The 13,867-nt window shown below is 75.1% G+C and carries 1 protein-coding gene; it reads right to left on the bottom strand.

Features of this window, described 5'->3' with window-relative positions; genetic code table 11:
* Window positions 1-40: 40 nt before the first annotated feature.
* A complete protein-coding gene (locus AB0A61_RS07890; RefSeq protein WP_361287839.1) occupies window positions 41-13,837 on the bottom strand; it encodes an SDR family NAD(P)-dependent oxidoreductase in 13,797 nt (4,598 codons plus the stop codon).
* Window positions 13,838-13,867: the final 30 nt, after the last annotated feature.

Below are 13,867 nucleotides of genomic sequence, written 5' to 3'. Positions count from 1 at the left end.
GTGCTTTTTCCGACAAGTGAGTGCGAAGTGCGCATTTTCCTCAACGCTGCTCCCAGGAGCGGAACGCCCGCAGCTGGTCCGGCGTGACGACGGCTTCCAGTCGCTCGTCGTCGGGTTCGCCCCCGCCCAGCGCGGCCAGCAGCCGCCGGGCCGGTGCGTTGCGCGCGGTGCGTTCCGCCGTCAGCCGGACCTTCGCACAGCCCCGCTCCTCCGCGTGGCCGGCCAGCCACTGCAGAAGGCGTTCCTCGACGCCCCGGCCGAGCGCACGGCAGCTCATCAACCAGGCCAGGACGTCGAGTTGACCGCCGTCCGCGCACACGGCGAGCAGGCCGATCTGACCGTAGTCGCCGAACCGGTCGCGGGCGGCCGCCGTCCACACCTCCCCCCGCTCCCGCCACCGGGCGACGTCGCCGCCGTCGGCCGACCGGGCCCGCAGGGTGAACTGATTGGTGCGGCGGACGAGTTGCTCGGCCCGCTGCACGTCGGCCGCGGTCAGGGCCCGGATGTCGACCTCGAGGTCCAGCTGCGCCAGGAACTCGGCGAAACCGGCCTGCTCGCGGACGGCGTCCCGCTCCCGCTCCTGTGCGTAGAACCGGGCCCGCAGCGTGTCCTCCGCGGTCGCCGCGGCCGGGACCAGCGGCCACAACCGGCCCAGGAAGTCGTCCAGTTCCGCGACCGGGGGGCAGGTCACCGACAAGACCTCTGGAAGCGCCGCGCGCATCTTCGCGATCTCGGCCGGGTTGTCGTCCAGGAACAGGAAGCTGTCCAGGCCGAGGCCGAGCGTCCGGGCGGCCTCGGCCAGGCGGCCCGGCTTGGGGCCCCAGGCGGCGGAGACCACGCTGAAGTGCTCGGCCTTCAGCAGGCTGTCCGGACGGTCCAGGACGGCCCGCACGGTGGCCTCGTCGTTGTTGCTGACCAGCACCAGCAGCGCGCCCGCCGCGCGCCAGCGCAGCAGCCTGCGCGCGAGCCGGGCCCGCGGACCGGCCAGGTCGACGGCCTGCGGCCCGATCTCGCCGGCGACCCCACCCCACAGGGTCTCGTCGCCGTCCACCGCGATGACCTTCGGCGCGGGGCGCAGCACGGCCCGTACGACGTCCGCCAGACGCAGCGCCACGGCCGCCTGGAAGGGCGGGGTGAACGGCAGGTGGGCCAGCCGCTCGGTCCGCTCGTCGAAGCGCTGCTCGACGGGGTGGTGCCGGGTCCAGTCCTCGGGGCCGAGGACCGCCACACCGGGCACGTCGGCCAGCTCGCCGGCGATCCCGCGCTCCCACCGTGTGAGGCGGTCGTCCTTCCCCGCCGAGGGCAGGAGGCCGACGACCAGGGGAGTGCGGGTGCGGGCGGCCAGGGCCTTCACCGCGGCCGGGTAGGCGGTACGCAGCTCGGCCAGCAGCGCGTCGTCCACCGGACCGAAGCGCTCCAGGTCCGCCGCCCGCAGCAGCACCACACCCACGGCGGTCGAGGGGTCGGCGAACACGCCGGAGGGGTCCTGGAGGCCGGCGAGCACCTGGTGGTACGGCGCTTCGGCGATCGTCAACTCAGCGCCGTGCGTTCCGCCGTCTGTTCCGCCGTCGAGGGCCGCACGGCACATCAACGGCAGGTTGCCGAGCGCGAAGGTGGCACCGAGGGCCAAGGACCGGCGCGGCCCTGGCACCGAGGCGACGGCGGGCACGGCGTCGGCTGCGGCGGCGGACTCGGGTACTGGAGCCGCGTCGAGTGCAGGAGCGGCCACGGGTGCGGGAGCGGCGTCCGGTGCGGGAGCGGCGACGACCGCGGCACCGGCATCCTCCGCGGTCTCCTGGAGCAGCCGCAGGAACTCCTCCCCCAGCTCCGCCGTCGCCACCGCGTCCAGGATGTCCAGGTTGTGGTCGAGCCGGATGCGTGCCGCGTCCGGGGTCATGGTGATCATCAGGTCGAGGTCGGAGTAGCCGGTGCCGGCCGGCAGGACCTCCAGCCGGGTGAGGCGGCGTGCGGAGCGCACGTAGTTGAAGTAGACCTCGACCAGCGGAGCGTTCTCCCGGTACAGACCCTGCCGGGCCAGCGTGGCCAGGACGTCGGAGAACATGGCGCCCTTGGCCAGCACCCGTTGCAGGCGCCCGTCCGTGCGCCGCAGCACCTCGGCCACGGGCTCGCCGGCCCGCGCCTCGGCCGGGAACGGCACCGGCACACCGAAGAAGCCCACCGCGTCGTACGCGTCCGCGTGGATGCGGGTGTCCACGGGTACGGCCAGCACGAACCGCTCCCGCTCCCGTTTCCTGGCCAGCAGCACCGTCAGCGTGCCCAGGCAGAACGCGGCGGGGGTGATCGCCAGCCGGCCCGCCGCCGCCGACACCCGTTCCGTCAGCCCGTCGGGGATCGTCACGGTCACGCTGCCCGCCCGGTACGACCGTGTCGCCGGGCGCGGCCGGGCCGGAGTCAGGTCCAGGCGCTCGCTGCCGTGGAACGACTCGCGCCATTCGGTGTCCACGCCCTCGCCGCCGCGCTGGGCCTCGACGAGCAGGGCGATGTCGCGGTTGGTGACGGCGTCGCCGAGCGGGGTGCCGGAGAGTTCCGCGTCGATCTCGCCGGCCACGAGCAGCAGCGACTGCAGGTCGCTGACCGCGTGGTGGGCGCCGAAGACCAGGATCTGGCCGTGCGGGCCCGCGTCGACCAGTTCGAACCGCCACAGCGGCGCCCGCGCGGGGTCGAAGGGCGGCTCCAGCAGCTGCCGCAGCCGGTCGGCGGCGTCGGGTTCGTCCTCGGCGACCGTCCGGCGCAGCACCGGTTCCGCGAGCTCGCGGTCCACGCGCAGCTGCCACCCGCCTTCGCCACCGCTGACGATCGCGGTGCGCAGGGCGGCGTGCCGGGCCACGAGCCGTTCCAGGACGGCGGTGAGCTCCTCGCCGGTGGTCGGCGTGGTGAGCCGGACGGCCAGGCCGATCGCGTGCGCCGCGCCCGGCATGCCGGGCCGGGCGCTGCGCAGCAGCCGCACGACGTCTCGGGTGGCGGGCCGCAGTTCGGTGCCGGGTACCGGTACCTCCGTGACGGCGGTGTCGGTCTGCTGTCGTGCTGCCTGGGCCGCCCGTTCGGGCAGCGCCTCGCCCAGGGCCCGGGCCAGGCCGCGGATGTCGGCGGCGGCGAAGACGTCGGCGGCCGGGAGTTCGACACCCAGTTCACGGCCGAAGGCGTTGCGCAGCCGCACCAGCATGAGCGAGTCCAGGCCGAGTTCCTTCAGGGCCGTGGTCGCGGACGCGTCCACGGCGCCCCCGGAGACCTCACCGACCCTGGCCCGTACGTAGGCTTCGAGCCAACTGGCGCGGTCCTGCTCGGTCGTGGCCGCGAAGACCTTCTTCACGAGGTCGTCGGAGCCGGCCGTGCCGGTCGGTGCGGTGATCAGGCCGCCCAGCAGGGGACGGGTGCGCACGGCGTCGGGGACGAGTGTCAGCATCTCCCAGTCCAGGGCGAGCGGGGCGAGTTGGCGGCGGCCCGTGGCCAGCACCCGTTCGAACAGCTCGCCGCCCTCCTGCGGGGTGAAGGCGACCAGGCCCGACCGGCTGGTCTCGGCGGCCCGGGCATCGGACCCGGCGACCATGCCGACCCCGGCCCAGGCTCCCCAGTCCAGGCTCAGCGCGCGTCGGTCGGTGCGGGAGAGGTGGTGTGCCCAGGCGTCGAGGAAGGCGTTCGCCGCCGAGTACGGGCTCTGCCCGGCCGAGCCGAGGAGTCCGGCCGCCGAGGCGAACAGGACCAGGTCGCGGGCTTCCGGGACCAGTTCGGTGAGGAGGGCGGTGCCGAGGACCTTGGGGGCGAGCACGCGCAGGACGCGTTCGTCGGTCAGGTTCGCCACGGTGGCGTCGTCGAGCACACCGGCCGCGTGCACGACCGCGGCGATCGGCCCGGCCTGCTGTCGTACGGCGTCCAGCGCGGCCGTCAGACTGTCCCGGTCGGCCACGTCGGCGCGGGCGAGGTGCACCGTGACGCCGCGTTGCCGCAGGTCCTCGATCCAGCCTGCGGTGTGGCTGTCGGGGGTGCCGCGGCTCATCAGTGCCAGTCGGCGGGCGCCGCGCCGGACCAGTCGCTCGGCGACGACCCGGCCGATGCCGCCGAGGCCGCCGGTGATCAGCTGCACACCGTCGGGAGAGGTCTCGCCGGGTCCGCCGTCGTCCGGGTGGGTGCGGGCCAGCCGCGGTACCAGGCGGCCCGTCCCGCGCAGGGCGACGAGCCGTTCGTCGTCCGCGTGCCGCAGCTGGGTCCACAGGGCTTCGGCACCGCCGGTGGGCGGCAGGTCGACCAGTGTCGTCGACAGGTTCGGGTACTCCTGCGCCACGGCGAGCCCGAAGCCCCAGGCGAGCGCCTGCTGCGGGTTGGTCACCGCGGTGCTGTCACCGGCGGCCTGGCTGCCGCGCACCACGACGAACAGGCGCGGTGCCCGGCGCCGCGGGCGGTCGGCGAGCGCGCGCACCAGGTGCAGGGTGCTCAGGCAGCACAGCCGCGCCGCCTCCTGGGCCGTGGTGGCGTCCGTGATGGAGGGTGCGTCCAGGGCGGACAGCTGGACCACCTGCTCGGGCGGTCCGTCCGGGAACGCCTCGTCCAGCAGCCGGGTCAGGTGCCGCGGGTCGGCCGGGTCCAGGACGTAGCGGCCGGGGCCTTCCACTGCGAAGGCGTTGCCCCTGCGGGCGATGACGTGCGGGACCGACTCGCCGAGGCGCTCGCCGAGTTCCCCGGCCACTCCGCTGTCGTCCGCCAGGATCAGCCAGCTCCCCTCGGTGGGGGGCTCCTGGGCCACCGGCCGCGTCTGCCAGCGGGTCTCGAAGAGCGCGCCGTCCAGCGGCGACAGCGCGGCCAGACCGAACTCCTGGGCCTCCAGCAGGAGTTGCTCGTCCTCGTCCCAGATCGCGAAGTCCATGGTGGCGCTGTCCCCGGCCACGGACCGCAGTCTGCAGGTGGCCCAGGCGGGCGTGCCGCGATGCCCGGTGAACCGCAGCCGTCCGACGCCGGACGGCACGAACGCCCGGCCCTCGGGTGCGTCGCCGGGCAGGGCGGCCGTGTGGAAGGCGGCGTCGAGGACCGCGGGGTGCACCAGATGGCCGGCCGCCGGTCCGGCGCTCAGCCGGCCGAGGGCGGCGGCCCGGCCGCGCCGGCCCTCGGTGAGTCCGCGGAAGGCGGGGCCGTAGTCGATGCCGAGCGCGGCCAGCCGGGCGTAGACGTCCGACGTGTCGACCTCTTCCGTGCACTGTTCGCGCAGCTCGGCCGGTCCGGGGCCGGCCCGGCCCGGTGTGGCGGCGGGTGCGGGGGTGAGACGTCCGCCGGCGTGCTGCTCCCACCGGGGGAACCGGCCCCCGGCGGCCGCGGAGGCGACGGTGAAGTCCCGGATGCCGTCCTCCTGGGCGGGCCGCAGCACCAACTGCAGGCGGACGGGCCGCTCCGGGTCGAGCCGCAGCGGCCGCAGGAATCTCACGTCGGTCAGGCACACGTCCCGTTCGTCCTGCACCGCGGACGCTGCCTCCAGGGCCATGCCGAGGAGCGCGGCCCCGGGCAGCCAGATCTCGCCGTTGACCCGGTGGTCGGTCAGGTGGGCGAATCTGCTGTCCCGCAGGTCGATGTCGCTCTGGAAGATGTGCCGACCGGGTTCGTCGCTGGACTCGACGTGCGTGCCGAGGAGCGGGGAGGAGCCCTCGGTGGTGGCGGGGGCGGGCGCGAGCCAATGGCGTTCGCGGTCGAAGGCGTAGGTCGGCAGATCGACGCGGTGGCCGTGCGGGAACGGCACGGTCCAGTCGGGGGTGTGGCCTGCCGTGTACAACTCGCCCAGTCTGCGCACCAGTACGTCGGGGCCGTCCTGCTGGCGGCGCAGCGAGCCGATGCCGACGGCGTCGACCCCGGCCTCGGCGGCCACCGCCTCGATGGAGGAGAGCAGGGAGGGATGCGGGCTGAGCTCGACGAAGTAGCGGTAGCCGTCGTCCAGCATCCGCCGGATCGTGTCGGCGAAGCGCACCGGCTGCCTCAGGTTGGCGTACCAGTACTCGGCGTCCAGCCGGTCGCCGGTCACGGCTTCGGCGAGGACCGTCGAGTACAGCCGCGTCGACGACGGTGTGCCGCGGACGCCCGAGAAGCGGTCGAGCAGTTCCTCGCGCAGCGGCTCCATCAGGGGGGTGTGGGAGGCGAACGGCGTGGACAGCGGCCGGGCGGAGATCCCTTGCTCTTCCAGGTACCGGCGCAGTGCCGCCAGCGCCTCGGCCTCGCCGGACACGGCGGTGGAGCCGGCGCTGTTGACCGCGGCGACGAACAGCCGGTCCTCGTGCGGGGCGAGCAGTTCCTCGACCCGGGTGCGCGGCAGGTCCACGGACAGCATGCCGCCCTGCCCGACCAGCGGCACGACGGTCCCGGCGCGCCCGGTCACCACGGCCACGGCGTCGTCGAGGGTGAGGGCGCCGGCGCTGTACGCGGCGGCGATCTCACCCAGGCTGTGCCCGACCACGGCCTCCGGTGCGACGCCGAGCGGCCGCCAGGCCGCGGCCAGGGCCGCGTTGACGGCGAACAGCACCGGTTGCAGGTACTCGGTCCGGTCGAGGGGGGAGAACTCCTCCGGCGCCCGCAGCACATTGAGCACCGACCAGCCGACGTGCCGCCGCACCGCCTCGTCGATGCGCGCCAACTCTTCCCGGAACGCGTCCGATCCGGCCGCCAACTCCAGTCCCATGCCGGGCCATTGACCGCCGTGCCCGGAGAAGACGAAGGCCACCTTGCCCGTCGGGTCCGCGCGGGGCGGAGCCAGCGGTGCCCGTCCGGTGCCCAACGCCTCCAGCGCCCCGCGCAGTTCGTCCCGGTCGTCGGCGGCGACCGCCGTCCGCCACTCGAAGTGGCTGCGATGCCGGGCGAGGGTGTGGGCGATGTCGGGCAGCGCGGTGTTCCCGCTCAGGTGCCGGGCCAGCCGGGCGGCCTGTCCGCGCAGGGCGGCCTCGGTCCGTCCGGACAGAACGAACAGCCGCTTTCCGGGCGAGGGTTCAGGTGTGCTCGCGGTCGGTGTCCGGGGTGCCTCCTCCACGACGACGTGGGCGTTGGTTCCGCTGATCCCGAACGCGCTGATCCCGGCACGCCGCACCCGCTGTGGCGTCGACGGCCAGTCGAGCGCCTCCCGCAGCAGGTGCAGCCCGCTGCCGTTCCAGTCGACGTGGCGCGTGGGCGTGTCGGCGTGCAGGGTGGCCGGCAGCGTCTCGTGGCGCAGCGCCTGCACCACCTTGATCAGCCCGGCCACGCCCGAGGCGGCCTGCGTGTGCCCGAGGTTGGACTTGAGCGAGCCGAGGTGCAGCGGGCGGTCCTGCGGGCGGAACCCGCCGAAGACCTGTGCCAGGGCGTTCGCCTCGATGGGGTCGCCGAGCGTGGTGCCCGTGCCGTGGGCCTCCACGTAGTCGATGTCCGCGGGCTCCAGCCCGGACAGTCGAAGGGCCCGGCGGATCACCTGTTCCTGGGCGGGGCCGTTGGGCGCCGACAGGCCCTGGCTGCGGCCGTCCTGGTTGACGGCGGTACCGCGCAGCACCGCCAGCACCTGGTCGCCGTCGCGCAGCGCGTCGCTCAGCCGCTTCAGTACGATCATGCCGGCGCCCTCGGCCCAGACGGCGCCGTCGGCGTCGTCGGAGAACGAGCGGCACCGGCCCGTGGCGGACAGGCCGCGCAGCCGGCTGAACTCGACGAAGGTCTGCGGCGTCACCATCAGGGTCGCCCCGCCGGCGAGCGCCAGGTCGCACTCGCCCGACCGCAGTGCCTGCGCCGCCAGGTGCACCGCCACCAGGGACGACGAGCACGCCGTGTCCACGGTCAGCGCGGGGCCGTGCAGACCCAGCGCGTAGGCGAGCCGGCCGGAGGCAACGCTGAGCGCCGACCCGGTGCCGACGTACCCGTCCAGCTGGTCCAGCCGGGATCCCGCCAGGTACTCGCTGCCGAACATGCCGACGTACACGCCGGTGGTGCTGCCCGCCAGCCCGGCGGGGACGATCCCGGCGCCCTCCAGGGCCTCCCAGGCGGTCTCCAGCAGCAGCCGCTGCTGGGGGTCCATGGCCGCCGCCTCCTTCGGGGTGATGCCGAAGAAGCCCGCGTCGAAGGACTCGATGTCGTCGAGGAAGCCGCCCTCCCGGGCGTAGGACTTGCCCGGGGCGTCCGGGTCGGGGTCGTACAGCGACTCCACGTCCCAGCGCCCGGCGGGGAACGGGCCCACCGCGTCCCGGCGTTCGGCCAGCAGCTGCCACAGGCCTTCGGGATCGCTCACCGAGCCCGGCAGACGGCAGGCCATGGAGACGACGGCCACCGGCTCGTCGCAGGGCACGGCCGTGGTGCGGGCCGGGCGTGCTTCGAGGCGAAGGGTGCTGCGGCTGCTCGTCGCGAGCGCCGTGCTCAGCAGGTGCTCGGCGAGCCGGGCAGGGGTGGGGTGGTCGAACAGGAGGGTCGCGGGGAGGCGGGCACCGATGCGGGTGCCGATGCGGTTACGGAGTTCGACCGCCGTCACGGAGTCCATGCCGAGTTCGCGCAGCGGCTGGTCGGGGCGGACGGACTGAGCCGAACGCAGGCCGAGCGCGCGGGCGGCCTCCTCGCGGACCAGGCCCAGGATCCGTTCGGCGCGTTCGGCTTCCGGCAGGCGGGCCAGGCGGTCCGCCAGGCCCTGGCCGTCGTCCTGCCCGGTGCGGGGTGCGGGCAGCAGGGTGCGCCACAGCGCGGCCGCGGCGCCGCCGGTGGCGGCCGTGGTCCGGCGCAGGCGGGACAGGTCCAGGCTCCAGGCGACCAGGTGCGGGTTGTCCCGGCGCAGGGCGAGTTCGACGAGGTCGCGGCCCTGCTCGGGGGTGAGGGACCGGTGCCCGAGACGGGCCATCCGTTCCAGGTCGGCGTGCTCGGCGGCCAGGCCTTCACCCGCCCAGGCGCCGAAGGAGACCGACAGGGCGGGCCGGCCCAGGGCTCGCCGGTGGTGGGCGAGTTGGTCGAGGAAGACGTTGGCTGCCGCGTAGTTGGCCTGTCCCGCGTTTCCGACGACGCCGGCGGCCGAGGAGACCAGCAGGAACAGGTCGAGCGGCGTGTCGCCGGTGAGCCGGTGCAGGTGGGCGGCGCCGTCGGCCTTGGGGCGCAGCACCCGGGCGAGGCGCTGCGGCGACAGCTCGGCCACCACCCCGTCGTCGAGGACGCCGGCGCAGTGCACCACGCCCCGCAGCGGCAGCTCGTCACCGATGGCGCCGAGTACGGAGGTCAGGGCCGCCGCGTCCGTGACGTCGCACGCCATCACCTCCACCTTGGCGCCGAGCGCGGTGAGTTCGGCGGTGACCTCGGCGGCGCGTGGGTCGGCCGGTCCCTGACGTGACGTCAACAGCAGGCGCGAAACGCCGCGTTCGGCGAGCAGCCCGGCGATGTGGCGGCCGACCGCACCCAGGCCACCGGTGATCAGTACGGTGCCGTCGGTGGGGATCGGCGCGGGGGTGGGCTCCCCGGCGCGGGCGCGCACCAGCCGGGGCGCGAACAAGGCGCCCGAGCGCAGGGCGAGTTCGGGCTCGTCCACGCACGCGACGGCGGCCCGCAGGGCGACCGAGGGGTCCTCGGTGCCGTCGAGGTCGAGCAGGGTCAGTCCGAGTTCCGGGTGTTCGGCGCGGGTGCTGCGGGCCAGGCCCCACAGCACCGACTGGGCCAGGCCGGGCACCGTGTCCCCGGAACCGGTGGCGACCGCGCCCCGGGTCACCCAGACGGTGCGTGCGGGGGCCTCCTTCCGGGCCAGGAGCGCCTGCAGCTCGGCGAGGGCCTGGGCCGCGAGGTCCCCGGCCCCGGCCGCCGGTTCGGCGGGGTCGGCGGCGCGGGGCCAGAACCGTACGAGGACGTCGGCGCCCTGCTCGCGCACCCGGACGCCCGCCGCCGCGATGCCGTGCAGGGCCGCGGCGAGCTGCGGGTCGGTCCGGTCGCCGACGACGTCCCACTCGGTGCCGGGCGCCGCGTCCGGCTGCTCGGTGAGCGCCGTCCATGCCACCTCGTACAGGTGACGGCCGTTCTCCGCCGCGCCGACGAGGTCCGCCGGGCCTGCGGGCCGCAGCCGTACGCCTTCCAGGCGCCCGGCGGGGAAGCCGTCGGCGTCCCACAGCGTGACGTCCAGGGTGAGGTCGGTACCGGAGCCGCCGGTCCGCCGTACGGACACGGTCAGTTCGTCGGTACGACCGTGCGGCAGTGCGCAGCGGCCCACCGAGACCGGCAGCAGCACCCGGTCCGCGGAGCTGTCGAACGCGGTGGCCACGTGCAGTGCGGCGTCCAGCAGCGCCGGGTGGACCGGATAGGGGTCGGCCGCGTCGCGGGCCACGGACGGCAGCGAGAGCCGGGCCAGCAGTGCGCCGTCGCCGGTCGCCGCGGCTTCCCGCACCCCTTGGAAGGCGGGGCCGTAGCCGAGGCCGAGCGCGGTGAGCCGCTGGTAGGTGCCGGGAGGCCAGGCCGCCTCCGCGGCTTGAGGCCATGCGGGCTCCGGCGTCGGCGCCGGGGTCACCGGCTCGGCAGCCGAGGCGGTGGCGTGCAGGGTCCAGCCCGAGTCGTCCTGGCCGCGGGGTCGGCTGTGCACGGTGACCTCGGGAACCGGGCCGGCGGTGACCACCTCGACGGACACCTCGACGGTGCCGGAGCCGGGCAGCGTGAGGGGCGCGAGGAGCAGCAGGTCGGTGACGTCGGCCGGGTCCTGCGGGCGAGCCACGGCCAGGGCGGCGCGGCACAGCTCCATCAGGGTCGTGCCCGACACCACGGTCCGGCCGAAGACGGTGTGGTCGGGCAGCCAGTCGGCGGTGGCCGCGGACCACTCGTTGCGGAAGGTCCAGCGGGTCTCGTCCGCGGACTGCAGCTGGATGCCGAGCAACGGGTGTGCGGCGCGGTCGAGGAGGCCGGGGGCACCGGCCGCGGGCTCCGGCTCGATCCAGTGCCGCTCGCTGTCCCAGGCGTAGGTCGGCAGGTCCGCGGGGGCGGTGTCGGCGACCAGGCGCCGCCAGTCGACCGTCCCTCCGTGGACGTGGAGTTCGGCGGCGGCGCGGTCCAGACAGGAGGGTCCGTGCTCGTCGCGGCGGAGCGAGCCGACGGCGACCAGTGCGTGGCCGGAGTCCTCACCGATGGTGTGCAGGGCGGTCAACAGCGAGGGGTGGGGGCTGAGTTCGACGAAGTAGCGGTGGCCGTCGGCCGCCATGCGCTCGACGGTGGACGCGAAGCGGACCGGCTCGCGCAGGTTGGTGTACCAGTAGTCGGCCCCCAGCTCCTCGGTGACCGGCTCGGCCGTGACCGTCGAGTACCAGGCGACCCGGGCCGGGTGGATGGTGACGCCGTCGAGCTCGTCGAGCATGCGCGTGCGGACGGCCTCCACGCCCGCGCTGTGCGAGGGGTAGTCGACGTCCAGGCGGCGGGCGAAGACCTGCTCGCGGTCGAGGTCTGCGAGCAGGGCTTCCAGCGGCTCGACGGCTCCGGCGACGACGGTCGTCCGGGCGCTGTTGACGGCGGCCACGCAGACTTGGCCGCCGAGACCTTCCAGGCGTGCCTCCACCTCGGTGTGCGGCAGGGCGACGACGGCCATGGTGCCGGTGCCGGACAGCCCGGTCAGGATCTGGCTGCGCAGGGCGACCACCGCTGCCGCGTCGTTCAGGCCGATCGCTCCGGCGACGCAGGCGGCGGCGACCTCGCCCTGGCTGTGCCCGATCACGGCGTCGGGCCGGACGCCCCGGGCCCGCCACACGGCGGCCAGGGCCATCATCACCGCGAACAGCACCGGCTGGACGACGTCCACACGGTCCATGGACGGTGCGTCCGCGTCGCCGCGCACGACAGCCGCCACCGACCACTCGGTGAAGGGGCGCAGAGCGGCGTCGCAGCGGTCCAGTTCGTCGGCGAACACCGGCTCGCTCGCGAGCAGGTCGCGGGCCATGCCGGCCCACTGGGCGCCCTGGCCGGGGAAGACGAAGGCCACCTTGCCGGCCGGGAGGGTCCGTTCGGGGCCGACGGTGCGGCCGGTGTCCGGCTCGCCGTCTGCGAGCGCCCGGAGTGCGGTGAGCAGTTCATCGCGGTCGGCGGCCCGGACGACGGCCCGGTGTTCGAACCGGGTGCGGTGGTGGGCCAGCGTCGCGGCCACGGCGGGCAGCGGTGTCCGCGGGCCGGTGGTGAGGTGGTCGTGGAGCCGCCCGGCCTGGGCGCGCAGCGCGGGAAGGCTGCGGGCGGAGAGCGGGAAGAGGGTGCTGCCCGGCAACTCCTCCGCCCCGGTGGGCCGCAGCAGGTCCGCCGGTGCTTCCTCCAGCACCACGTGCGCGTTGGTTCCGCTGATGCCGAACGCGCTGACACCCGCCCGCCGAACCCGGTCGGCACCGCGCGGCCACGGCCGGGCGGCGCTGAGGACGCGCAGGCCGCCGCTCTCCCAGTCGATCTGTTCGGTGGGCTTCTCGGCGTGCAGGGAGGCGGGTATCGCCTCGTGCCCGAGGGCGAGCACCGTCTTGATGACTCCGCCGATGCCCGCCGCGGCCTGGGTGTGACCGATGTGGGACTTCAGGGAGCCGACGCCGAGGGGCCGGTCGGCCGGGCGGCCCGGCCCGAAGACGGCGGCCAGCGCGCGGCCCTCGATGGGGTCGCCGAGGCGGGTGCCCGTGCCGTGGGCCTCCACGTAGTCCAGGTCGTGCGAGTGCAGACCGGCGGCGGCCAGGGCGGCGCGCAGCACTCGTTGCTGCGCCAGGCCGTTGGGGGCGCTCAGGCCCTGGCTGCGGCCGTCCTGGTTGATCGCCGATCCCTTGAGGACGGCGAGCACCCGGTCGCCGTCCCGGCGGGCGTCGGTGAGCCGCTTCAGCAGCACCACACCGCAGCCCTCTGCCCACACCACGCCGTCCGCGTCTGCCGAGAAGGGGCTGCACCGCCCGGACGGCGACAGCCCGCGCAGCCTGCTGAACTCGACATGGCCGCGCGGGGTCGCCATGACCGTGGCGCCGCCCGCGAGGGCGAGGTCGCACTCGCCGTCGGCCAGTGCACGGGCCGCCAGGTGCAGGGCCACGAGGGAGGAGGAACACGCGGTGTCGACGGTGACCGCCGGGCCGTGCAGTCCGAGGGTGTAGGCGATGCGCCCGGAGGCCACGCTGGGGGCCGAGCCGGTGCCCACGTGTCCGTCGAGCCGGTCGAGCGGTGCCGAGGCGAGGTATCCGCTGTCGTACAGGCCGGCGTAGACGCCCGTGGCGCTGCCGTGCAGGGTCTCCGGCACGATCCCGGCCCGCTCGATCGCCTCCCAGCCGGTCTGCAGCAGCAGCCGCTGCTGCGGGTCCATGGCGGCGGCCTCGCGCGGTGAGATGCCGAAGAAGGAGGCGTCGAACCGGTCGATGCCGTCGAGGAATCCGCCGCGCAGGGTGTAGGCCGTGCCCACCGACTCCGGATCGGGGTCGTACAGCCCCCGGGTGTCCCAACGGCCCGCGGGCACCTCGCGGATGGCGTCCTCGCTCCCGGCGAGCAGCCGCCACAGGGCCTCCGGGTCGTCGGCGCCGCCGGGGAAGCGGCAGGCCATGGAGATGATCGCGACGTCGTCGTCCGTGCGGCCGGGCGGGCCGTCCGGCGCCGAGTGGGCCGTCTCGGCGGGCCGTTCGTCGAGGATCGCCTCGGCGAGCTCCGTGATGGTGGGGTGGCTGAAGACGAGGGACGGCTCCACCGGCCGGCCGGTGCGTGCGGAGGCCTCTGCGGCCAGTGTCACCAACTGGCGTGATCCGAGGCCGAGTTCGGCGAGCGGCCGGTCGGGGTCGACGGCGAGCGGGTCGAGCCCGGTGGTCTCGGCGACGGCCGACAGCAGCCAGGCGCGCAGGTCGTCGGAGGTGGTCGGGTGCGTCTGTACGGGCTGTTGGGGGAAGTCGTTCGCAGGCATCAGCAGGGTGTCCTAGGGAACGGGATGCTG

The sequence above is a fragment of the Streptomyces sp. NPDC046197 genome (assembly GCF_040646295.1).
Taxonomy (GTDB): domain Bacteria; phylum Actinomycetota; class Actinomycetes; order Streptomycetales; family Streptomycetaceae; genus Streptomyces.
Note: the sequence above shows the minus strand (reverse complement) of the source record. Positions and strands in the feature narration are given on the sequence as shown.

What these genes read in the sequence shown, in the direction of transcription:
- AB0A61_RS07890 (WP_361287839.1), bottom strand. Translation starts at nt 13,837, where the DNA reads ATGCCTGCGAACGACTTCCCCCAACAGCCCGTACAGACGCACCCGACC.